Consider the following 25,306-nt stretch of genomic DNA (forward strand, 5'->3'; position numbering starts at 1 on the left):
AGGTATTTTATAAATTCCCTAATCTTTCTTGAACAAGAGAAATGCAATATTCCTTGAAAGCTTCGATTTTAATATGGTCTAATATTTCACCGGCAAAGGCATAAAGCAGTAGTCCTCTCGCTTCTTCTTTTCCGATTCCTCTTGCCTGAAGATAGAAAAGCGCCTCCTCGTCCAATTGGCCTGTTGTACAGCCATGTGAACACTTTACATCATCTGCCCAGATTTCCAATTGTGGCTTGGTATTAATAATAGCATCATCTGAAAGCAAAATATTATTGTTTTGCTGGAAGGCATTTGTTTTTTGCGCATCCTGCCTTACAAATATTTTACCGTTGAAAACTCCTCTGGATTTATCCCCAAGGATGCCTTTATAAAGCTCATTGGAGTCTGCATGTGGCATTGTATGATCCACATTAGTATGGTTATCTACATGGCTATTACCATTCAATAGATAAAGTCCATACATATTTCCTTCACATCCACTGTCCAGAAGATTCAAACTCAGGTTGTTCCTGATCATGTCTCCCTGTAGGGATAGGGTGAAAGCTGAGAAAGTGGCATCTCTATGGATGTCCGTCACAAAGTTGTTGACTTCAATGGCAGCCTTACTTTCATTCTGGATCTTATAGTAATGTAAGTGGCTATTGTCACTAACTTTTACTTCAGAGACAGAATTCAAGAAGTAAACAGCTTCATCCAGACTGATTATCTTTTCAATAAAGGTAGCTTCAGTATTAGCCTCTGCATCAATATAAAATCTTGGGCTTATAACCTGACCTTCATTTGCCTGATTGAAATACAGGATCAGGATTGGTTTTTCCACAACCTTGCCTTTAGCAATATGGATATAGGTTCCGCATCCAAAATTTGCTGTGTTTAAAGCAGTAAATGGGTCTTTTTCTACCTTGGCTATTTTACCGATCTTTTGAGCCTCTTCAGTGCTTAAATCTGCAAAGCTTTTAAGGGAGTAGTTATCTTCGGAAAATGAAGATAATTCAAGGTCTAGTTGCCCGTTATTGATTACCAACAAATGAGCATCAAGGTCTGCAATCAATTCAGCCTTAACTTGCTCAGTGCTGATATTAACTTTGGTAGCTGCTTTAAAGTTGGAAATATTTGTTTCCAGCTTTTTGCTCAAATGCGTGAATTTATATTCCTCTGCTTTTTGGGCTGGAAGTCCTTCTTTTTTTAGGAAATCGATACCTTCTTGCTGTAAGTCAACCAAGTTTTTAGCTTTGGTTGAAAGGGCAGCTTCAAGGAAAGATTCCGTGATTTTATTTTTGGTTAGTGTAGTCATCAATTAAGAAATAAGAGGTTTGACAATGGGATAATTAGATTAGACAGAAGCTCCGTCTACATCTTCTTTGATCCAGTCATATCCTTTTTCTTCTAGATCCAATGCCAGTTCTTTAGATCCGGATTTAACGATTCTTCCTTTATAAAGTACGTGTACAAAATCAGGAACAATATAATCCAACAAACGCTGGTAGTGAGTAACTACTATAGTAGCATTTTCTGGAGATTTCAATTGGTTTACACCATTGGAAACAATTCTCAAGGCATCGATATCCAAACCTGAATCTGTTTCATCCAAGATGGATAGGGCAGGCTCAAGCATGGCCATTTGGAAGATTTCGTTTCTTTTCTTTTCCCCACCAGAGAAACCTTCATTCAAGGCCCTGCTCATCAGCTTCTGGTCGATTTCAACCAACTTCATTTTCTCCTTCATCAATGAAAGAAACTTTACGGCATCAAGTGCTTCCTGACCTCTGTATTCTCTTACTTGGTTAACAGCAGTTCTAAGGAAGTTGGTGGTGCTTACACCTGGGATTTCCACTGGGTACTGGAAAGCCAAGAAGACACCTTCTCTAGCTCTATCCTCTGGGCTTAGGTCCAAAAGGTCTTTGCCATTGAACGTAACCTCTCCTTCAGTAACCTCATATTCTTCTCTTCCCGCCAAAACAGAAGCCAAAGTAGATTTACCAGAACCATTAGGTCCCATGATAGCATGTACTTCTCCTGCTTTGATCTCTAGATTGATTCCTTTAAGGATAGGAGTACCTTCAATTGATGCGTGTAAATTTTTTATCGATAACATGATATGTACTATTTCTTTTTTCAGTATTCGGTAATAATAAGTGAGGGGAGATCTAAACGAACTCCATCACCATAATTATTAAAGATTTGTATGTGGATTACCCTACGCTGCCTTCTAGTGTAAGCGCAAGTAGTTTTTGGGCTTCTACGGCAAATTCCATAGGCAGCTGATTCAATACTTCTTTTGCATAACCATTGACGATCAAGGCTACTGCATCTTCAGTATCAATACCTCTTTGGTTGCAGTAGAAGATTTGGTCTTCACCGATTTTAGAGGTAGTTGCCTCATGCTCAACTTTGGCAGAAGGGTTTTGGATATCTATATAAGGGAAGGTATGTGCACCACATCTGTCACCCATTAGCAAGGAATCACACTGAGAGAAATTTCTTGCGTTTTGCGCTCTTTTCATCACTTGTACCTGACCTCTGTAAGAGTTTTGTGATTTCCCCGCAGAAATACCTTTTGATACAATTCTGGATTTGGTGTTTTTACCAATATGGATCATTTTGGTACCGGTATCAGCTTGCTGATAGTTATTGGTAACAGCCACAGAATAAAACTCGCCCACTGAATTATCTCCTTTAAGGATACAAGAAGGGTATTTCCAAGTAACGGCAGAGCCGGTTTCTACTTGAGTCCATGAGATCTTGGAATTGTCCCCAGCACAAATACCTCTTTTGGTTACAAAGTTATAAATACCGCCTTTTCCATCTTTGTCTCCCGGGAACCAGTTTTGAACTGTAGAATATTTCACTTCAGCGTCTTTGGCAGCGTAGATTTCCACTACAGCAGCGTGAAGTTGGTTTTCGTCCCTTTGAGGAGCTGTACATCCTTCAAGATAGGATACGTAAGATTCGTCCTCTGCTACAATTAAAGTTCTTTCAAATTGTCCTGTATTGGCCGCATTGATCCGGAAATAGGTGCTGAGCTCCATTGGGCATCTTACACCTTTAGGTATATAACAGAAAGAGCCATCGGAGAATACAGCAGAGTTCAATGCCGCATAATAATTGTCGGTCATCGGTACTACAGAACCCAAATATTTTTTAACCAATTCAGGATGCTCCTTAACTGCTTCGCTAAATGAGCAAAAAATAATGCCCAACTTGCTTAATGTATCTTTAAAGGTAGTTCCTACAGATACAGAGTCCAAAACGGCATCCACAGCAATACCCTGTAATTTCTTTTGCTCATTTAGGTTAATACCAAGTCTTTCATAAATCTGAAGTAACTCAGGGTCTACTTCATCAAGACTTTTAGGTTTGGATTTTTGCTTAGGAGCAGAGTAGTATATCAAAGATTGAAAATCAACCTTTGGGTAATGTACATTGGCCCACTCTGGCTCTACCATCGACTGCCATGTCCTGTAGGCTTTGAGCCTCCATTCCAATAGCCATTGTGGTTCCTCCTTTTTAGCGGATATCCAATGGATAATTTCTTCATTTAAACCAGCTGGTGCTTCATCAGCTTCAAAATCAACTGACCAACCGTGTTCATATTCTTTTGAGGTGAATTCCTCTAAAATTTGATTGTCTTTGCTCATAAATCGAGTTATTTAGACTAATTACATTTTGTAGCGCAAAGATATAACATTAATCTAAATTTTTATGTTCAGACAGTAGTAAAATTCTTAGGATCTTATAAAAAAACAGCTATTAAGAGGTTGTAATACAGTTGTTTAATAAACCAAAAGTGCTTTGGTGACACTTTTGGTTTTATTGATATAGTGATAAAAATCTATAAAATACTTATGTAACTAATTTATTTAGATTTAATCTAAATAATTGATAGACTATTCTAAAATTACTTGGCATCTTGTTCAAACAACTGAATAGGCCTATTTATGCTTTCTTCAAGCACGATAAGGGTCTCAGTTCTGTCGATACCATCTACCTTTTGGATTTTATTCAAGACATCTCTCAGGTGATTCGTGTCTTTACAAATAATTTTTGCAAAAATGCTGTAATTCCCAGTAGTGTAATAAGCATTGATTACCTCCGAAATTTCCTTAAGCTTTTCGATCACATTGTCATACAAGGAGCTTTTTTCCAAATAAATCCCCAAATAAGCAGAGATATCATAACCCAATTTCGAAAAATCAATGTTGAGGGTAGCGCTTTTGACTATGCCCATATCTTCCAGCTTGCGCATTCTTACATGGACAGTGCCTGAAGATACATATACCTTTTTTGCTATCTCGGTATATGGGGTTTTAGCATCTTCATTGAGTAATGAGATGATCTTCAAATCAACATTGTCAATATCTAAATTTTTATCCATTATTTATTTATTTGGTTATTGTTATTTAAATAAAGATGCATTTTAATTGTTGAATTGTCAAAATTTCAGCTAACATTTTTTTTGATTTGCAAAATAATGAAAAATGTATTTACTTTGGGATTACATTGTGAATGGAAAGGAAAATTTGGTGTATAATCCATTGATTTAAAATAATTTTTGGTTTATAACGAAATTTTATTCTTTTGCAATTGTTTTAAAATCGAAACTTTTAATCTCTAAAGTTATATTTGGGTTTATATTCTGAAAAGGGTCTTGCCATTGGCAGGGCTTTTTTGTTTTATACCCTTTAGAAATTTGCTGTTCTATCTGATTGTTTCCATTTTTATGGCTTCTAAGGCTGAACTTTTTCCGGAATTATTATTTTGCTGCTTAAAATAAATTCTAACCATTGGACTAGGATTGATTGTTGAAAGTTGGTGGATATTTATAATTTGACCGTCTACTAATTATATACATAAGTTAATTTTCCCCAATATGACGAAAAGGATTACTATTGTTTTTTCATTGTTTATTCTGAGCGTTTCTGCCTTTGCACAGCAGAAAAGGCCTCTGACACATGAGGATTATGACCACTGGGAAGCTGTTTCTTCCACCAAAATTAGCAATAATGGTCTTTGGGTAGGTTATGAAGTGAATCCGCAAGATGGAGATGGTAGATTTGAAGTGGTGTCGCATGATGATCCTAGTAAGGTGATCAAGATTCCTAGGGGAGCTAATTTTAATTTTTCACATGATGGTCACTGGGCTGTCGGAAAAATCAAAGCCGAAAGGGATTCTGTTAGGCGGTTGAAGTTAGAAGATGTAGGCTCAAAGAAAATGCCTAAGGATAGCCTTTTTGTTTTGAACATGGAAAGAGGTGCCGTAGAGAAATTGTCGGCAATAAAGTCGTATCAGGTGCCGACGAAGAAAGGAAATTGGCTGGCAATACACTTTCATAAAGTAAAGGAGAAAAAAGACAGTACGGCAAGTGATTCTACCCAAAAAGTTGAAAAACCAAAGAAGCTTAAAACAGACGGGACAAAGTTATTGGTTAGGAATTTTGATGGGTCACGTAAGTATGAGTTTGATCGTGTGGAGAAGTATGGCTTTTCTGAAGAAGGAGATTGGATTTATATAATCAATGCCAGTCAAGATACTTTGAATAATGCAGGTATATCCTTGTTCAATCTTGAAAAGGGAGTGGAAGTGGCTGTTGACTCGGGTAAAACAAAATATGGGAGTGTAGCTTTCTCCAAGGATTTGAAGCGTTTTGCATTTATGGCTACAAATGATTCGGCCAAGGCTGAGAAGCCCTATTTTCAATTGTATCTGTTTGATATTAAAAAGAGGACAAATGCTGAGATTGTAAACAGGAATACCGAGGGCTTGATGAGCAGTAGTAGGATTGCAGAAAATGGTCACCTCCAATTCTCCGAAAACAATCAAGGTCTTTTCTTTAGTTTGACAGAGGATTATAAAAGTTATAAGTATGAGGATGATACTACAATGCTGGACGAGGAAAGGGTTTCCTTGGATATTTGGTCTTGGAATGATGTGGAAATTCAGCCAATGCAGCTGAAAAATAGATCAAAAGAAGAAAGCAAAACATTTCTAGCCGTATATGGATTGAAATCTGGAAAGGCGGTACAATTGGCAGATAGGGAATTGTACAATATTAATTTAGATCCGAAGGCCAAGCTGAATAAAGCTGTTGCTACTGATGATAGCCCATATCGAATTAATTATAGTTGGGATATCCAGATTGGAAGGGATATTTATCTAATAGATCTAAAATCTGGAAGCAGGCAATTGATTGTTGAAAATGCCAGTGGTTATCCTAGCATGTCACCTGGAGGAAAGTATGTAAATTGGTATAGTTATAGGGATAGTGCTTGGTTGGCTTATGATATTGCAGAAAGCAAATTGGTTAATCTTACTTCAGGTATTGAGGGAGAATTTTATGATCAGCTACATGATAGTCCAAGTATGCCTCGTTCCTATGGTTATGCAGGGTGGATGGAAAAGGATGAGGCTGTTATTGTTTATGATCAATATGATATTTGGAAAATAGACCCTAAATCAAAACATGACCCTGTTTGTTTAACAAAAGGTCTTGGTAAGAGAGAGAAAATTGTTTTCAGAAGAGAAGTATTGGATGTCGAAAAGGATTATATCGATCCAAAAACCCCTTTAGTGCTTTCAGCTTTTAATGATAGGAATAAGAAAAGCGGGTATTTTTTAGGAGATATAAAGGGGATTGTGGAGCCTAAAAAGTTGATATACTCTGATCATAGTTATTTTGGTTTGGATAAGGCCAAAAATATTGAAGATGTGATTATAAGAAGGTCAACATTTCAGGATTATCCTGATGTATATGCTGCCAAATTAGGGGATTTTGATTTGGAGCAATTGTCAAAGGCTAACCCCCAGCAGGACAATATCAACTGGGGAACGGTTGAGTTGGTGGAGTACATGACTTTGAAAGGTGATTCATTACAAGGCTTGATTTATAAGCCGGAAGATTTTGATAAAAGTAAGAAGTACCCGATGATGGTGTATTTCTATGAAAGAAGATCAAATAGCCTTCATAACTATATCGCTCCTGCTCCAAGTGCTTCGATTATCAATATATCGTATTTTGTGAGTAACGGATATGTGGTGTTTGTTCCAGATATTAAATATGAAATTGGTTTGCCAGGCCCGAGTGCCTATAATTGTGTGGTTCCAGGAGTACAGTCGGTTGTGGCAAAAGGATATGTTGATCCTGAAAATATGGCCATTCAAGGCCAGAGTTGGGGTGGTTATCAGGTTGCTTATTTGATAACCCAAACGGATATGTTCAAAGCAGCAGGGGCAGGGGCTCCGGTAGCTAATATGACTTCAGCTTATGGAGGTATCCGTTGGGGAACAGGGATGAGCAGGATGTTTCAGTACGAGCAGACCCAGTCAAGAATAGGAGGGACGCTTTGGGAGAAGCCCATGCACTATATAGAAAATTCTCCTTTGTTTTATGCTGACAGGGTCAAAACACCTGTTTTAATCATGCATAATGATGCGGATGGTGCTGTCCCTTGGTATCAGGGGATTGAGTTTTTTATGTCCCTTAAACGAAACAGAACACCAGCTTGGTTTTTGGTGTACAATGGAGAGGATCATAACCTTAGGGAAAGGAAAAACAGAAAGGATCTTTCTATCAGGCTTTCCCAGTTTTTTGACCATTATCTAAAAGGAGCTCCAGCTCCCTTATGGATGACAGAAGGAATTCCTGCAGTCGAAAAAGGGAAGACTTTAAAATATGAATTGGCGGAATAGAAAAAGGGAGGTTTTACCTCCCTTTTTTGCATTATCCAATAAAGAAACAGTTTGGAATAGGGATTATTTAACTTTTTGTAAGTCACTAAGTATATTAAGCTGGGCGACTACTGAACTTTCCAGTCCATCAATTGCACTTAAGTCCATATCCCATAGATTGGTGTTTGCCAATGCTTCATGGGTTACTTTTTCCAAGTTTTCAAATTCCCAAATACGCTTAAAGAAACTTACAATTTCCTCATCGTCATTTAAAGGTGTAGGCTGTCCATTGTAAGTGCCTTTGTAAAAAAGAAGCAGGGCTGCCAGAGAATGTACCAGGTTTTGAGGCAACTCTCCCTTTCTCTTTTTGTATTCCAAAAGGGAAGGAAGTACCCTGACTTTGAATTTTGAGATAGAATTAAGGGCTATGGAACTAAGTAGATGTTTTACAAAAGGGTTTTTGAAGCGGTCCATGACATCATTGGCAAATTGCTCCAGTTCTTCTTTCGGTAAATCTAATGTAGGGATGATTTCGTTCTGAATGGTGTCGTTGAGAAACTTCCCTACTTTTGGATCTTCCACCGATTTCCTTACTGTTCTTAGGCCATTTAAATAGGCAACAGGAACCAAAGAGGTGTGGGCTCCGTTCAAAATTCTTACTTTTCTAGTCCTGTATGGACTTTGGTCTTTTACGAATATTACATCCAAACCTGCTTTATCCGCTGGAAAATCTTCTTTGATTGCTTCAGGTCCTTCGATCACCCATAGGTGGAAAGGTTCAGCCTTAACAACCAGGTTATCTTCATAACCGATATCATTTTGGATTTCTTTTATAGTTTCTTTCGGAAATCCAGGAACAATTCTATCTACCAAAGTATTTGAAAAAGTATTGCTCCCATTTAACCAATCGATAAATCCTTTTGGGAGTTGCCAAAGCGAAGCGTATTGTAGGATGATTTCTTTAAGCTTTTCACCATTTTTATCAATTAGTTCGCAAGGAATAATATGTAGTCCTTTTTCCGGATTACAATGGAAAACTTCAAACCGGTGATATAATAGGGCTGTTAGTTTTCCAGGAAAGGAGTCGGGAATTTTATCTTTACTGTCATCATTAGGATTAAAAGAAATCCCTGCTTCAGTCGTATTGGAGATGATGAATTTCAAATCGGGGTTTTCTGCCAATTTCAAATAGGCCTGATAGTCCTCATATGGATTTAGTACCCCTTTCACACAGTTGATAAGACGGGTGGATTCTTGGGCAATGCCATTTTGAATACCACTTAGCTGTACATGGTAAAGCCCGTCTTGTTTATTGATCAGATCTCCCATTCCTTGTGGAATGGGTTGGATAATTTGAACATCACCATTGAAATCTGTTTTTTCATTCATGATGTCAATGATCCAGTCTACAAAGCCCCTTAAAAAATTGCCCTCACCAAATTGAAGTACCTTAACGGGCCTTTCTGGAGATTGGGGGATATTTTGTCTGTTGAGTGTTTTCATGGTTTATATGAGTTGCTATTGTTCAAACTGAAAGTAATTTTTGGCATTGTAATAACAGATGTCACTGACAATTTTTCCCAGCCATTTTTCATCCGCGGGAAGTTCTCCGTCCACCACATCATTTCCAAGAAGGTTACACAATGTCCTTCGGAAATACTCATGACGAGGGAAAGAGAGGAAACTTCTGGAATCTGTAAGCATTCCTACAAAACAACTTAAGAGTCCCATATTTGATAAGGCATTCATTTGTTTTTCCATGCCATCCTTTTGATCCAAGAACCACCATCCTGATCCAAACTGGATTTTTCCCCTGAAAGAGCCATCATTAAAATTACCTATCATGGTAGCCATGACTTCGTTGTCTGCGGGGTTCAGGTTGTAAAGTATGGTCTTTGCCAATTGGTCGGTACTATCCAATTGGTTTAAAAAGCTGGCAATGGCCGCTGCTTGAGAGAAATCCCCAATGGAGTCAAACCCGGTATCGGGACCAAGTATGCTCATCATCCTGTCATTTGTATTCCTTAATGCCCCTAAATGGAATTGCTGGGTCCATCCTTTAGCATGATACATTTTGCTTAAATGGAGTAGGGTTTCAAATTTGAAGTAATTGACTTCTTCTTGTGTCAATGATTGATGGGATTGAAGCTTAGAAAACAACTTATCTGAATTGTATTTGCCCAATTTGAAGAAGTATAGTTGTTCCAATCCATGGTCAGAAAGGCGTCCGCCATGCTGATGGAAAAAGTCAACCCTGTTTTCTAGCGCCTCTAACAGGGCACTGTAGTTCTTTATTTCAATACCGCTAGCTTCCTCCAGCTTTTGAATATACTGTAGGTAAGTGCCCGGATTTTCAACAGCATAAGATTTATCAGGCCTAAATGCTGGAAATAAATTAGGCTTTATACCTTTTTCCTTTGCTTTTACATGAAACTCAAGGCTATCAACAGGGTCATCTGTGGAGCAGACCGTTTCTACATTCATTTTCTTTAATAGTCCTTGCACGCTATAAGAAGAAGTTTGAAGCAGGGTAGATGCCTTTTCATAGATGCTGCCAGCAGAGTCTGAACTTAATAGGGTGTCAATCCCAAAGTATCTTTTTAGTTCCAGGTGTGTCCAGTGGTAAAGAGGATTCCTAAGGGTATAAGGGACCGTGTCTGCCCACTTTTCGAATTTCTCTTGATCAGTTGAAGCTTTCCCTGTAATATATTTTTCATCGACACCAAGTGTCCTCATGGCTCTCCATTTGTAGTGGTCGCCAGCCAGCCAAATTTCTGTTAAATTCTTAAACTGTCTATTTTCAGCGATGTCTTTAGGGGAAAGGTGACAATGATAATCGATGATGGGTAGATCTTTTGCATAATCATGGTAAAGGGTGCTTGCAAATTCACTTTGCAGTAAAAAATCCTCATCAAGGAAGTTTTTACGTTTATCATGCAATCGATTGCTCACTTCGTCCAACATTTTTTTCTTTTTATTTTGTTGTGTATAATATTTCTTATTTGACTTGTGTGACTTTTCTGGTCGAGGAACCGCGGATGATCAACTCTGGCTTAAGTACTGTTTTTTGCGGCACAAACTTTTTGGGATCAGCTTTCAACAGTTCAAAGAATAATTCTGCGGCCACATTTCCCATTGGAATACTGACTTGGTCAACGGTAGTCAATGATGGGGTGGTAAAAGATGTGAAAGGTTCGTTTCCAAAGCCGGCAATACCCACATCCTCTGGTACTTTTATGCCTTTTTCCTTGAGAATTTGTAAGGCTCCCATAGCAGCATAGTCACTGGATGAGAATATGGCATCAAAATCAATTCCTTCCTCCAGCATCTTTAAGGTGCTTTGCTGCCCATCTTCTAGTTGCATATTGCTTTCGATGATCAGGTTTTGATCAAAGGGGATACCATTATCTTTTAAGGCATCGGCATAGCCTCGCAGTCGTTCACTGTAGATATTTATTTTTCGAGGATTGGTAAAGTGTGCGATTTTGGTAAAACCATTTTCGATCAAGTGTTCTACAGATTTGTAGGCACCGATATAATCATCAATCACTACTTGGTTAACGGCTACTTCTTCTGTGATCCTATCAAACAAAACAAGGGGAATGCCTTTCTCTACAACTCTTTCCAAATGCTCAAAATCATCCGTATTTTTTCCAATTGACATGATGATCCCGTCCACCCTCGCACTCAATAAGGCATCAACTGTTTGTGTTTCCTTTTCGAAATTTTCGTAGGATTGACAAATGATTACTTTGTAATTGAGTTGGTTGGCAATTTCCTCTATACCTCTGACTACCGATGAAAAGAAATTCCTATTGGCTGTTGGAACAACGATACCAATTAATTTACTCCTTCCATTTCTAAGTGCAGCTGCTATATTGTTTGGTTGGTAATTTACTTCTTTGGCAGCCTTTTGAACCAGTTTTTTGGTCGCATCGCTGATTCTTGGATGGTTGTTTAAAGCCCTTGAGACAGTACTTGCAGTTATGCCGAGCTTTGAAGCTATATCATGGATGGTCGCTTTTTTTCTTTTGTTCATCGCTTTAGTCTGGTTGCCAAAAACTCAAATGTACTATTTAACTTTAATTTAAGTCATATAAATTTTATTGACTGACCACTCAAAGTTTTTTGGCTTTAGATAATAATGGGTAATGGCATTATCTTACATCTATACTAATTTATTGATGTAATCGTTTGCGCAATATAGCTTAATTATTCTTCCTATGTCAAGAAAATTAAATTTTATTTTTGTACTGTTATTGACTGTATTTTAAGTATAAAGACTTTGTTTGATTCTTTAAGCCGACTTGTTTATGATTATTTTGTCGATTTTTTAGGATAAAATTTTAAAGTGTCATAAAAAATATTTAACTATGCAATCGATTGCTCATTATGATATACAGATTGAGTAATCATCCTTTTGATAGGTGAGTGTTTTCACTTTCAGAGGGATAATTAAGAATTGTATATAATTAGTTTAGGGTTAATGATACGAAATGTCTCCTTCGCTTGAAGGAGATATTTCTGTTTGTTTGGATTTGAGACCTGAGCTTTTTATAAATAGTCAATTAAAACCTCAGATAACATGAATACATCCACTGATATTAAAATGGTGCTAGCAGCATTTTTTAGACAAATTCATTTTATTTTTTCTGATGTCGTTTTGGTTCCCATAATAATAAGAAACGATTAAGGTGAAGGATTTTGGAATTTATCCTTTAGCATCTTGGATTTAAGCCATCCCTGTAATAGACCTTATAGCTAATAATGTTAGAAAAATAACCTTTGCCTTATGTATATAACCCAAAAACAAATTGTTTCGAAAAAAATAATTCTTGCACTATCGTTTATAGTGGGATTGTTTTCCTGTCAGTCTAAAACCGTTGAAGAAAATAGCGGGGAGGCCAAGAGTACTGAAAAAGAAGCCAATGCCAAAGTGTATTCTACTTGGATGGCCGATTCAGAAATTAAAAGAAATCCTGAGGGATGGACATTGGACTTCAACGAAAAACCAAAGTGGGAATACACCCATGGTCTTATCATGACAGCTATGGAGCAAGTTTATGAAAAGACTGGTGAGGAAAGATTTTTGGACTATATCTTGAACTTTGCTGATTTCATGATCAATGAGCAAGGTGAAATCAAGACCTATAAAAAGTCAGATTTTAATATTGACAGGGTAAACGGAGGAAAGTTTTTGATTGGGCTCTACGAAGAAACAGGCAAAGAAAAGTATCATCTGGCAGTAGAGGAATTAAGAGATCAGATGAGAAAGCATCCCCGGAATACTGAGGGGGGATTTTGGCACAAAAAAGTATATCCACATCAAATGTGGCTGGATGGATTATATATGGGTTCTCCATTTTTAGCAAGATATGCTGCCGTATTTGAAGAGTCTACGCTCTTTGATGATGTTGCCAATCAAATTTACGTAATGGATAAATATGGCTATAGTGAAGAAACTGGCCTTTACCATCATGCCTGGGATGAAAGCAAAGAGCAAAGGTGGGCAGATCCGGAGACTGGTCTTTCCAAAAATTATTGGGGAAGGAGTATAGGTTGGTTTAGTATGGCCGTAGTTGATGTTTTGGACTATATACCTGAAAATCATCCTAAGCGAAATATGATTATTGATGTAGCAAAGAAAATAGCTGCAGGAATTGTGAAATACCAAGATGAAACGGGTGTTTGGTACCAAGTCGTGGATCAAGGTGATCGTGAAGGAAACTATTTGGAATCTTCATGTTCAAGCATGTTTACATATTTCTTACTTAAGGGATTTTCAAAAGGGTATTTGGATGAAAAATATAAAGATGCTGGAATAAATGCCTATAATGGTTTGATAAATGAATTTATTCGGGAAGATGAGGATGGAGGGATAAGCATCACTAATGTTTGTGGTGTTGCCGGATTAGGGGGGAGTCCTTATAGAGACGGTTCTTATGAATATTATATTAATGAACCGATAAGAATTAATGACCCCAAGGGAGTAGGCCCATTCATCCTTGCTTCTTTGCAGTATGAACTGATCAAATAACCCAACTTATGAAGATTTTATTTAATGCATGTTTCCTGATTTCCATGATATTCAGTCATAGGGTAAGCGCTCAGGATTTTGACATTGTGGTAGCCAAAGATGGTTCTGGTGATTTTAAAACCATTCAAGAAGCTTTTAACAGTATTCCCGATTTCAGGAAAAATATTACTCGAATTCACCTAAAGCCAGGGACCTATAAGGAGAAATTGACTTTAGCAGCTACCAAAACCAATGTACATCTTATAGGGGACAATGCAGAAGAAACAGTGGTTACCTATGATGATTTTGCCTCAAAGAAAAACAGTTTCGGAGAGGAACTAGGAACCACGGGATCATCCAGTTTTTTTGTTTTTGGGGATAACTTTTATGCCAAGAACATCACTTTTGAAAACTCTTCAGGCCCTGTAGGCCAAGCAGTGGCAGTAAGGGTGGATGGTGATAAAGTGTTTTTTGAAAATTGCCGATTTTTGGGATTTCAGGACACACTATATGTCCATGGAAAAGATAGCAGACAGTACTATAAGAATTGTTATATAGAAGGCACAACTGATTTTATTTTTGGATGGTCCACTGCGGTCTTTGAAGACTGCGAAATATATTCTAAAGAGGGAGGACACTATATCACGGCAGCCTCAACAGACAAAAGGAGCCTACATGGTTTAGTATTTATTAATTGTAAACTCACTGGAAATGCTCCCGAAAATAGTGTTTATCTAGGCAGGCCTTGGCGGGAGTATGCCCAAACTGTATTTATCAACTGCGAACTAGGAGCCCATATCAAAGCAGAAGGTTGGCATAATTGGGACAAACCAGAGGCAGAAGAAAACTGCTTCTATGCTGAATACAGGTCGGTCGGGCCGGGAGCAGCTCCGGATGAAAGAGTTTTATGGTCGTGGCAGCTCACTTCTGATATAGGGGAAGCTTATACCACACTTAATATTTTAAAAGGCGATGATGAATGGGAACCTTTGAGTTTTGTTGAGTAAAATCAATTTTTATCGTCCAATAATAACCTTAATCCCAAAATAATGAACTTCAGTAAATTCTTCTTAAACATTCTATTGTTGACTGTTTGGTTTTCTTTTTCGGCTAGATCACAAGATGCCAAAATATCAGATGTTTGGGTATCTGATCAAGGTGATGGTACTTTCATTAATCCAGTTTTACATGCTGACTATTCTGATCCAGACCTTTGTCAGGTAGGAGATGATTTTTATATGACAGCTTCTAGCTTTAACGCAAGTCCTGGTTTGCCAATTTTGCACTCAAAGGATTTGGTTAACTGGAATTTAGTAGGTTATGCTTTAGATAGGTTGCCACCATTTGATCACTTCAATAAGCCACAGCATGGCAATGGAGTTTGGGCGCCTGCCATAAGGTTTCATGACGGCGAGTATTATATCTACTGGGGAGATCCGGATTTTGGGATTTATATGGTAAAAACCAAAGACCCAGCAGGAGATTGGGAAGAGCCTGTTTTGGTAGAAGCAGGGAAAGGGTTAATAGACCCTTGTCCTTTATGGGATGAAGATGGGAAAGCTTATTTGTCCCATGCTTTTGCAGGAAGTAGAGCAGGTATTAAAAGTGTGCTTGTCGTAAAACCACTTAGTCCAGACGGGACCAAGACAATAGGGGCAGGAAAATTGGTTTTTGATGGTCATGAAAACCACCCCACCGTGGAAGGAACAAAATTTTATAAGCGAAACGGTTACTATTATATTTTTGCCCCAGCCGGTGGGGTTTCTACAGGCTGGCAATTGATCCTTCGCTCCAAACATCCTTATGGACCTTATGAAGAGCATATTGCTTTGAATCAAGGAAATACGGACATCAATGGACCTCATCAAGGAGGTTGGGTTGAATTGGAGAGTGGGGAAAACTGGTTTTTGCATTTCCAAGATAAAGAGGCTTATGGTCGTATTGTTCATATGCAACCCATGTTTTGGAAAAATGATTGGCCAACTATGGGGGAAGACCTTGATGGAGATGGCACAGGTCAGCCTGTGATGCAATATAAAAAACCAGATGTAGGGAGGTCTTATCCATTAGCGACACCAGCTGAAACTGATGAATTTGATGGTAATGATTTGGGGCTGCAATGGCAATGGCATGCTAATCCCAAAGCTACTTGGGCATATGTCAATCCTTCAAAAGGATATTTAAGATTGTACACAGATCAGGTTCCAGAAGACTCCAATAACCTATGGGATGTGCCCAATCTTTTGCTTCAGAAATTTCCGGCAGAAACCTTCACAACTACAACAAAATTGACTTTTTACCCTAACGAAAAGTTGATGAATGAAAAAACAGGATTGCTGGTGATGGGGATGAGTTACGCCTATTTGGCATTGGAAAGTCAAGAAGATGGCCTTTACCTAAAGTATGTGGAATGTGATGACGCCGAACATGGTAAGCCAGAAAAGGAAACAGTGATTAAGAAGCTTTCAGGCCAGTCCGTTCAACTTAAGGTTGAAGTAAAGGAAGGTGCCTCTTGTCAATTCAGCTATAGCGAGAATGGAAAAAGGTTTATTGAAATCAATAAGGAGTTTACAGCAGTTCCCGGCAAATGGATTGGGGCCAAAGTAGGCTTATTTGCAGTGAGAGATACCAAAATCAATGATTCAGGTTATGCCGATGTTGATTGGTTTAGATTTACAAAATAATATACCCAATGAAAAACACCTATTATATAGCTTTAATGCTAATAGCCTGTTTAGTTAGTATTTTACAGGTTAAAGCACAAAAAATCGCAGGAATCGACCCAAGTCTATATGAGGGGGTTGAGTTTGATATGCCTAAGGTTAAACTGCCTTCTTTTCCAGGCAAGACAGTAAATATTATTGACTTTGGGGCAAAAGGTGATGGCATGTTTAAAAACACAGCAGCTATTAGGCAAGCTATTGAAAAGCTCAGCCGAGAAGGAGGCGGTACAGTGCTTGTTCCAAGGGGAATTTGGCTAACTGGCCCGATCACATTAAAAAGTCATATCAATCTTCATCTGCAGGAAGGGGCTTTACTTTTGTTTAGCAGTGACTTTGATGATTATGGCTTGATCGAAACAAGTTTTGAGGGTTTAAACACAGTGAGGTGTGAGTCTCCAATTAATGCATTAGGAGCTGAAAATATAGCGATTACAGGTGCTGGAGTAATTGATGGAAACGGTGATGCTTGGCGTCCAGTCAAGAAAGGCAAAATGACAGATAGTCAATGGAAAGCCCTGAACAAATCTGGCGGTGTGTTATCAGAAGATGGCAAAATCTGGTTTCCGAGTGAATCTTCCAAAAAGGGATATATGAGCAGTACCAACTTCAATGTCCCAGATTTAATATCACAGGATGAATTAAAATCGGTAAAAGATTTCCTTAGGCCAGTAATGGTGAGTTTGGTCAAATGCAAGCAGGTGTTATTGGATGGACCAACCTTTCAAAACTCTCCGGCTTGGAATATACATCCTTTGATGTGTGAGGATTTGGTGATCAGAAATCTCAGCGTTAGGAATCCTTGGTACAGCCAAAACGGAGATGGCCTTGATTTGGAGAGTTGTAAGAATACATTGATCTATAATAATACATTTGATGTAGGCGATGATGCCATTTGTTTCAAATCAGGCAAGGATAAAGATGGTCGGGATAGAGGTATTCCAACTGAGAATGCTATTGTAAAAAATAATACTGTCTATCATGCACATGGCGGTTTTGTGGTAGGAAGTGAGATGTCAGGAGGAGTGAAAAATGTCCATGTATCCAAGTGCACATTTATCGGTACAGATGTGGGTTTGAGGTTTAAAAGCACCCGAGGTAGGGGCGGAGTGGTTGAAAATATTTATATATCAGACATTGATATGATCAATATCCCTACTGAAGCCATTAGGTTTAATATGTTTTATGGGGGGAATTCTCCAATTCTGGAAGAAGGTCAAGATGCCTCGGACGAAGCTCGGGACGAAACTTTGGTGCCCGTGACAGAAGAGACACCTGCTTTCAGAAATATATTTATGAAGAATATTACAGCAACTGGTACAGGTAAGGCGGGCTTTTTTATGGGGCTACCAGAAAAAAGTTTGGAGAATGTTCATTTAGAGCATGCTTTGCTAGAAGCTAAGCAGGGAATTACTGTGATCGATACGGATGGTTTGACATTGACTGACGTCAAAGTAATTGCTGAAAAAACCTCAGCTCTGACGATTTATAACAGTCAAAATGTTAAGGTAAAAGGCTTTGCTTTTAATGAAAATAGTAAAAAGCCTGTTAGGGTTTTGGGTAAGCTGAGTCGTGATATTCATTTTGACCTGACTGATTTTAAATCCTATCAGGATCAATTGACATTAGGGAAGGAGTTACCTAAAGATGCTGTAAAAATCCAATAATTATGAAAAGAATATTATTTGTAATTTTCTTAATATCAGTAGTTTGTGGTGTTATTTCCTTTAAGGGAAAAGACAAAGAGATTACTGTTTTTTTGATTGGCGATTCCACATTGGCCAATAAGCCCTATTCAGGAAGCAATCCTGAAAAAGGCTGGGGACAGGTATTTGGTCTTTATTTTAAGGATGGAGTGAAGGTAGAAAATCATGCGTTGAATGGACGTAGCACAAAGAGTTTCAGGGATGAGGGACACTGGGAAAAAGTTTATCAAAGTATCCAACCTGGGGATTATGTCTTGATAGAATTTGGCCATAATGATCAAAAAGAGAAATCTCCAGATCGATATGCAGCTCCCGATACAGATTACAGAAATAATTTGATCAGGTATATCCAAGAGACCTATGAAAAAGGAGGCAAGCCAATTTTGGCCACACCAATTTCCAGGAGAAGTTTTGATGAGAATGGAGTGCTCCTGGATACCCATGGTCGGTATTCGGAGGTAGTGAGAGAAGTCGCAGAGGAATATAACCTTCCACTTTTCGATATGCACAAAAAGACCATTGAAGTACTGGAGCAATTTGGAGTGGAAAAATCCAAGGAATTGTTTTTGCATTACAGGCCGGGGGATTACGCACAATTTCCAGAAGGAAGATCGGATAATACCCACCTTTCTCCTACAGGTGCATTCAAATTTTGTGACCTTGCTGTGGAAGAGCTGAAACGGGAAATACCAGAGCTGGTGATTTTCTTGAAAAATTAGGATTGAAATGTAGACCTATGAAATACATTAGCTTTTTAGTCATTCTTGTGTTGTCAGCCTTTTGGGGATTTCGACCAAAGGAAAAGGTTGTCAAGGTTTATCTGATTGGAGATTCAACCGTAGCAGATTATAGTGGTGATTATGATCCAGGAAAGGATTATATGAAAACCAGGTATCCGGTAATGGGTTGGGGGCAGACTTTTCAAGCATATATGAGCAATAGAAACCTGACTAATTTGAATAATCTGATTCAAGGAGACTCGGTGCTGGTGGATGATCGAGCCAGAGGCGGAAGAAGTACCAGGACTTTTTTTGAAGAGGGACGTTGGAGAAAAGTTTATGAAGCGCTTGAAGCGGGAGATTTGGTCCTCATGCAATTTGGTCATAATGATGCTGCAGAAAATAAGCCAGAACGGTATGTGAACATTGAGGGCTATAAGGAATATATTAGGCTTTATGTGAGTCAAACCAGACAGAAAAATGCAATTCCAATTGTGTTGACTCCGGTCAATAGAAACTATCCTTGGAAAGAAGGAAAGCTTCAAAATGTACATGGCGCCTATTACGAAGCTGCAATAGAAGTAGCTTCAGAACTGGATGTTTTGTTGATTGACCTGACACAATTGTCCTTGGATCATTTTACTCAGAAAGGGAAGGCATATGTAACGGAACACTATTTTATGAATTTTGGTCCGGGTATTTACGAGGCTTATCCTAACGGGAGCAATGACAATACTCATTTTCAACCTGAAGGAGCCAAAGCAGTGGCAGGACTGGTCTATGAGGCCATGACTCAATTGGAAAGAGACTATTAAAGCAATCACCACATATTTAAAGTAAAATAAGATGAGGTTAAAACTTGTGAATAGTATAAGGCTGAATTTTTTGATTTTACTTATCGGAAGCTTTGCCCAAGTTGGTTTTTCCCAACATGTCAATTCCTATCCTAAAGATGGCAAAATCAAAGATCTTAAAGGAAAAGTGCAGGAAGACATAGTAGTAGCTAAAGATGGTTCTGGGGATTTTTTGTACATAGCTGATGCCTTGGAGGCTATTAGGGTTTATCTGCCAAAACCAATAACGGTTTATATCAAAGAAGGAGTTTACAAAGAGAAGTTAGAGATACCGGGAACTATAACCAATGTTACTTTTAAAGGGGATGGTCCAGACAAGACGATCATTACTTATGATGATCATACCGGGAAGAACTATATGGATACTTTTGACTCCTATACACTTATGGTTTGGGGCAATAGTTTGATTTTTAAAGACTTGACTATAGAAAATACTGCAGGAAGTGTGGGGCAAGCAGTGGCTTTGCATGCAGAGGGAGACCGACTGCTGTTTGAAAATTGTCATTTTAAAGGAGACCAGGATACCATGTTTGCCTCGGGCGAAAATAGCAGGCAATATTACAAGGACTGCTATATAGAAGGTACTACCGATTTTATTTTCGGGTCTGCTACAGCTTTATTTGAGAATTGTGAAATTTATTCCAAGGCCAATTCTTATATCACTGCAGCGTCAACACCTAATTGGGTGGATTATGGTTATGTATTTAAAAATTGCAAGCTAACAGCTGCAGATGGAGTAGATAAGGTTTTTTTGGGCCGACCATGGAGGGATTATGCCCAAACGGTGTTTATTGCTTGTGAAATGGGTAAACACATTGTTCCAGAAGGTTGGCATAATTGGGGCAGTTCAGAAAAGGAAAAGACTACTTTTTATGCAGAATATAATTCTACTGGTGAAGGAGCTAATATAAAGGAAAGGGTAGGATGGTCTCATACACTTACAGATGAAGAGGGGAGGCTTTTTACTAAAGAACAAATTTTTAAAGGTATGGGTAAGTCTGTGAATGCTTATGGCTTTCCTTGGTATGGTTATCATAAAGACACCTCCTATACATTAAACAGTTCTTATGAGAAGTACCGTAAGAATATGCCTAATATTATCCCCGTTCATGCTGAAAGTATAGTTGGAGTAGAAGAGGAATTGAGTATTCCATATAAGGACCTAGGCTACCGGGAACTTCAGATGGATGTTTTTTACCCCGAAAAGCAAGGTAAGAAAGCGCTTCCTGGTATTCTGTTTGTACATGGTGGGGGCTGGAGATCAGGAGACCGATCATTACAAATCCCGTTAGCCAAGGCGCTAGCTGCAAGGGGTTATATTACAGCCGTGATGGATTACAGATTGTCCTTGGAAGCGCCATATCCTGCAGGAGTATATGATGTAAAGGATGCCATAAAATGGATTAAGGATCATGCTAATCAATTTAATTTAGACACATCAAAAATAGCTATATCCGGAGGGTCTGCAGGTGGACAGTTAGCCGCTTTGGTGGGGACGACCAATGGCGTGGAAAAATATGAATCCGATCATAGCGGTTATCAGTCGAGTTCAGATGTGCAAGCGATGATAGATATGGATGGTGTATTAGCTTTTTATCACCCGGAATCTGAAGAGGGAACTGTCGCTGCAGAATGGCTGGGAGGGACTTATGCTGAGGTACCAGAGATTTGGGATGAAGCATCAGCCTTATATCAGGTAAGCGATAGGGCTGTCCCTGTATTATTTATCAATAGCCAATATCCAAGGTTCCATGCAGGACAAGGAGATATGGTCAAAAAGTTAACGGAATTGGGCTTGTATGCTGAAATACATACTTTTCCTAATTCACCTCATCCGTTTTGGCTTTTTGATCCTTGGTTCACCCAAACAGTTAATTTTGTCGATAAATTTTTCGGAAAAATTTGGTAGGTAAAAAAAAAAATTGGCTGAATTACGGAATCGTTTCCGTGAAAGGTAATCGATTGCACATAATTTAATTGATTTAGTGTTTTTATTCTGAATATTTTAGTTTATAAATATTTTTTATTTGTTAATTAATCAGTTAAATGAGTTTATATATTGAAAATATCAATAAGTGTAGAATTTACTTGTATTTAAAATTTTAATTAATTAATATGCAATCGATTGCGCAACATTAAGCAGTTTGCACAATAATAAAAGTTACCTAATAAATAAACCCTTAATAAATAATATGGAATCCCACCGCATTAAACCCCCTCCCTAGGTATAGATGATTCTTGTTTTTTACTATGGAATAAGTAAAAGAAGATCTATAGAACTCATTGATTACAAATATTTAATTAACAAAACCCAATTATTATCGAAATGATGCTTACCAAAAACTTATCGGGCACTTCCCGATATCTCTCGCTGTTTTTGCTGCTCATGATATTCTCAGTGGTTGAGCTTTCTGCCCAATCATTGATGATAACAGGAGTAGTGAAGAGCTCAGATGGTGAAACCGTTCCGGGTGTCACTGTATTGTTAAAAGGAACTGGTATAGGTACAAGCACCGATATGGACGGTGCCTACACGCTATCCGTTGATGATCCTAATGGAACCTTGATTTTTTCATCCATCGGGATGATCAAACAGGAAATTGCAATTGAAGGAAGGAACACCATTGATGTGACCATGGAGATGGATGTGGCGCAATTGGATGTGGTAGAGGTCGTGGATTATGGTTATGGAACTGTAAAGCGAACAGATATGACCGGTTCTGTGGCTTCAATGTCTGGTAAAGAGCTGGCCAAAATTCCAGTTGCAAGTGCAGCTCAGGCAATTACTGGACGACTTCCAGGTGTCAATGTGCTGACTACAGATGGTTCTCCAGATGCAGAGGTTGTTATCAGGGTGCGTGGAGGTGGTTCTGTGACTCAAGATAATGCACCTTTATATGTAGTGGATGGTTTTATTGTAGGAAGTATTCGTGATATTCCACCTACGGATATTGAAACCATCACTGTATTGAAAGATGCGGCGGCAACAGCAATTTATGGAGCCCAAGCTGCCAATGGAGTAATTGTGATTACTACCAAGACACCTAAAGCAGGAAAAACAACTGTTTCATACAATAATTTCTTCCAATGGAAAAGCCTTCCTAAAGATAGAAAATACGAAGTACTGGATCCTTATGAATATGTTTTGGCCAATTACGAATATGCCAAATTACAATCCGATGCAGCTGTAAGGAATTTTGAGAAATTCTATGGAGTATATGATGATTTAGAACTTTATAAGCAAAAGCCAGGTACTGATTGGCAAGATGAGCTATTCGGGGATCCAAAACTCAGCCAATACCATAATCTGACCCTCACGGGAGGTACAGAAAAGACCAAGTTAATGCTCAGTTTGAGTAATAATACGGATGAGGGATTGATGTTGAACTCTGGTTATCAAAGGAATGTGATCAACTTTAAGTTGAACCAGGCCATCACTGATAGGTTGCAATTTGATGCGGGAGCTAGGATTACCCATACTGTTGTGGATGGAGCAGGAACTTCTGGTAATGCCCAAATCAATATCAAAGAGGCCGTTCAGACCAGACCTGTAAATGGTATCGCAGACGAACTGGATATTGATTTGACACAGGTAAATTCAGAAGATGACTTTCAGTCATTTTTGTTGAGTTTGGTAAGTCCAGTGGAATTGGCCGAGCAGGACTGGAGAAAACGGACTGATTTCAATTATATATTTAATGCAGGCTTGACTTGGAAAATTATTGATAACCTAAGTTTTAAATCTACATTTAACGGGTCCAGAGGGTTCAGGGAGAACCTGAGATTTTACGGCCCTCTTACAGGAGAATCCTTTAATAATGGAGGGAGTCTTCCGCTTGGTGTAAAAGATGAGAATACTTCACATTCTTACCGATGGTTAAACAGCGTTTCATATAAATTAGATGACCTTGGTGATCATGACCTTGATTTCTTAGTAGGACAGGAGATTTATTCCAGTGGTGGCAAAAGTGATATGGTCAGGGTGGAAGATTTTCGCCTGTCCATTACTCCAGAGGAGTTGTTTGCCAATATGACATTTGGACGTGTAGATCGTCACGAAACAAGTGAATCAATCGCTGCAAATAGGTTCTCCTTATTTGGAAGAGCTAATTACCAGTACATGAAAAAGTACTTATTAACAGCCACTGTTCGCTCCGATGCTTCCAGTAAGTTTGCTAAAGAAAACCGGGTAGGTATTTTTCCAGCCGTCGCAGTGGGATGGAAAATTTCAGAGGAAGATTTCTTGAAAGCTTCCTCTTGGGTAGATGAATTGAAGCTAAGGTTAAGTATCGGGGAGACCGGTAATGATCGTATCAGGACGGATGCTACCAAGTTCTTATTTGAAGGATCTACCAACAGGGGGCCAGGTTTTGGCAATGTGGATAATGTCTACTATACTCCAAGCAGTAGTACTTTATACAATCCAAACTTGGTTTGGGAAACTACTGTAACCAAAAATGCAGGTTTGGACTTTACCCTGTTCAAGGCCAAAGTGGAAGGTAGTTTGGACTTTTATGAAAACACAACCAGAGATTTGTTGTTGACCTCTGATATCCCATCAAATACAGGCTTTAATACCCAATGGAACAATGTCGGTAGTACTTCAAATAAAGGTGTGGAATTGGGGATAAATGCATTTGTTATAGACCGACCTGACTTTTCGCTATCTGTAAACTTCAATACTGGTATCAACAGAGCAAAAGTGGTTGCTTTGGATGGTACTGATGAACGTTTTTTTAGGTCCAATTGGGCAAGTACTGATCTCAACAATATCAATGATTTCTACTTGAGAGTAGGAGGCAAAGTGGGAGATATGTATGGTTATGTAACTGATGGTTATTATACAACAGATGATTTTGAGGGATACGATGCGGTTGCAGATGAATATATTTTGAAGGAAGGAGTTTCCAATTCTTCCTCCGTGGTTGGTAATACCAATATTAGGCCTGGCTTTTTGAAATTGAAAGATCTCAATGGCGATGGAGAAATCAATGCTGATGACCGTCAGGTAATCGGTAATGCCCTTCCTAAAAACCAAGGTGGTTTGGGGATCAATGCAAGATGGAAAGGCTTCGATGCAGCTATTTTCTTTAATTATCAATATGGAAATGATGTTTATAATACCGGCAAAATCCAATACAACCAGTTCAGAAGGGTGAGCTATGGTAATATGTTGACGACGATGTCATCAGATAACCGCTTTACTTATTTGGATGTGGATGGCAACTATACGGGTACTCCAGGAGAAATCGTCACAGATCTGGCACAACTTGAAGAATTGAATGCCGACAAAAATATATGGTCACATAATAGTTATGGTATCGCCGGGGCCGTGATTCACTCTTGGGCTATTGAAGATGGTTCTTATATCCGTCTGAATAACCTTACAGTGGGTTATTCATTGCCAACTGAGTTGATTTCAAGAGTAGGCATGTCTCAGTTCCGAGTTTATGCGACAGGAAATAATTTGAAATTATGGTCAAATTATTCAGGATACGATCCGGAGGTAAGTACTACCAGGAGCAGTAGTTATTCAGCGCTGACTCCTGGGGTGGATTATTCTTCCTTCCCTCGAAGCAGGTCTTTTACAGTAGGTATCAATGTGACATTCTAAAAGAGCTT

At 38.6% G+C, this 25,306-nt stretch carries 16 protein-coding genes; 9 read left to right on the plus strand and 7 right to left on the minus strand.

Translation table 11 applies throughout. The features are described from left to right. Window positions 1-7: 7 nt before the first annotated feature. The 4 genes from sufD to KMW37_RS06035 all read right to left on the minus strand — a co-directional run bounded on the left by sufD (window position 8) and on the right by KMW37_RS06035 (window position 4,378). On the minus strand, window positions 8-1,297 hold the full coding sequence (gene sufD, locus KMW37_RS06020) for a Fe-S cluster assembly protein SufD (RefSeq protein WP_215223704.1): 1,290 nt from the start codon (window positions 1,295-1,297) through the stop codon (window positions 8-10). A gap of 39 nt (window positions 1,298-1,336) precedes the next feature. Then, window positions 1,337-2,098 carry a Fe-S cluster assembly ATPase SufC gene (gene sufC / locus KMW37_RS06025; RefSeq protein ID WP_215223705.1) on the minus strand — a complete coding sequence of 254 codons (762 nt, stop codon included), beginning with the start codon at window positions 2,096-2,098 and terminating at the stop codon, window positions 1,337-1,339. Window positions 2,099-2,195: 97 nt separating this feature from the next. After that, on the minus strand, window positions 2,196-3,641 hold the full coding sequence (sufB, locus tag KMW37_RS06030; protein ID WP_215223706.1) for a Fe-S cluster assembly protein SufB: 1,446 nt from the start codon (window positions 3,639-3,641) through the stop codon (window positions 2,196-2,198). A 260-nt stretch (window positions 3,642-3,901) separates the two neighbouring features. Next, the gene (locus tag KMW37_RS06035; RefSeq protein WP_186756698.1) at window positions 3,902-4,378 is read right to left on the minus strand and encodes an Lrp/AsnC ligand binding domain-containing protein; all 477 of its coding nucleotides are present in this window, start codon (window positions 4,376-4,378) and stop codon (window positions 3,902-3,904) included. Window positions 4,379-4,873: 495 nt separating this feature from the next. Here KMW37_RS06035 and KMW37_RS06040 point away from each other — a divergent pair, with 495 nt between their 5' ends. Further along, a complete protein-coding gene (locus tag KMW37_RS06040; RefSeq protein WP_215223707.1) occupies window positions 4,874-7,690 on the plus strand; it encodes a S9 family peptidase in 2,817 nt (938 codons plus the stop codon). A gap of 63 nt (window positions 7,691-7,753) precedes the next feature. On the opposite strand, the gene KMW37_RS06045 is transcribed toward KMW37_RS06040, so the two are convergent. From KMW37_RS06045 to KMW37_RS06055, 3 genes are read right to left on the minus strand one after another with little or no spacing between them, the layout of a single operon-like run. Then, window positions 7,754-9,172, minus strand: coding sequence for a tagaturonate reductase (locus KMW37_RS06045; RefSeq protein ID WP_215223708.1), 1,419 nt, complete (start codon window positions 9,170-9,172; stop codon window positions 7,754-7,756). A 15-nt stretch (window positions 9,173-9,187) separates the two neighbouring features. Further along, the gene (gene uxaC, locus KMW37_RS06050; protein WP_215223709.1) at window positions 9,188-10,633 is read right to left on the minus strand and encodes a glucuronate isomerase; all 1,446 of its coding nucleotides are present in this window, start codon (window positions 10,631-10,633) and stop codon (window positions 9,188-9,190) included. Between the two features lie 34 nt (window positions 10,634-10,667). Further along, window positions 10,668-11,708 (minus strand): LacI family DNA-binding transcriptional regulator, encoded by a 1,041-nt coding sequence (locus KMW37_RS06055; RefSeq protein ID WP_215223710.1) that lies wholly within the window; start codon window positions 11,706-11,708, stop codon window positions 10,668-10,670. A 753-nt stretch (window positions 11,709-12,461) separates the two neighbouring features. Between KMW37_RS06055 and KMW37_RS06060 the strand changes: the two genes are divergently transcribed. The 8 genes from KMW37_RS06060 to KMW37_RS06095 all read left to right on the plus strand — a co-directional run bounded on the left by KMW37_RS06060 (window position 12,462) and on the right by KMW37_RS06095 (window position 25,298). Next, window positions 12,462-13,706 carry a glycoside hydrolase family 88/105 protein gene (locus KMW37_RS06060; protein ID WP_215223711.1) on the plus strand — a complete coding sequence of 415 codons (1,245 nt, stop codon included), beginning with the start codon at window positions 12,462-12,464 and terminating at the stop codon, window positions 13,704-13,706. An 8-nt stretch (window positions 13,707-13,714) separates the two neighbouring features. Next, window positions 13,715-14,692 (plus strand): pectinesterase family protein, encoded by a 978-nt coding sequence (locus KMW37_RS06065; RefSeq protein WP_215223712.1) that lies wholly within the window; start codon window positions 13,715-13,717, stop codon window positions 14,690-14,692. A gap of 42 nt (window positions 14,693-14,734) precedes the next feature. Continuing rightward, a complete protein-coding gene (locus KMW37_RS06070; RefSeq protein WP_215223713.1) occupies window positions 14,735-16,369 on the plus strand; it encodes a glycoside hydrolase family 43 protein in 1,635 nt (544 codons plus the stop codon). A gap of 8 nt (window positions 16,370-16,377) precedes the next feature. After that, window positions 16,378-18,072 (plus strand): glycoside hydrolase family 28 protein, encoded by a 1,695-nt coding sequence (locus KMW37_RS06075; protein WP_215223714.1) that lies wholly within the window; start codon window positions 16,378-16,380, stop codon window positions 18,070-18,072. 2 nt (window positions 18,073-18,074) lie between these two features. Continuing rightward, complete coding sequence (locus KMW37_RS06080; RefSeq protein WP_215223715.1) at window positions 18,075-18,830, plus strand: rhamnogalacturonan acetylesterase; 756 nt, start codon at window positions 18,075-18,077, stop codon at window positions 18,828-18,830. 17 nt (window positions 18,831-18,847) lie between these two features. Beyond that, the gene (locus KMW37_RS06085; protein WP_215223716.1) at window positions 18,848-19,645 is read left to right on the plus strand and encodes a rhamnogalacturonan acetylesterase; all 798 of its coding nucleotides are present in this window, start codon (window positions 18,848-18,850) and stop codon (window positions 19,643-19,645) included. Window positions 19,646-19,676: 31 nt separating this feature from the next. Continuing rightward, entirely contained in the window at window positions 19,677-21,593 is a 1,917-nt protein-coding gene (locus KMW37_RS06090) for a pectinesterase family protein (RefSeq protein WP_215223717.1), read from the plus strand. Between the two features lie 417 nt (window positions 21,594-22,010). Then, complete coding sequence (locus tag KMW37_RS06095) at window positions 22,011-25,298, plus strand: SusC/RagA family TonB-linked outer membrane protein (protein WP_215223718.1); 3,288 nt, start codon at window positions 22,011-22,013, stop codon at window positions 25,296-25,298. Window positions 25,299-25,306 lie beyond the last annotated feature (8 nt).

Source organism: Echinicola shivajiensis (assembly GCF_018642165.1).
Lineage (GTDB): Bacteria > Bacteroidota > Bacteroidia > Cytophagales > Cyclobacteriaceae > Echinicola > Echinicola shivajiensis.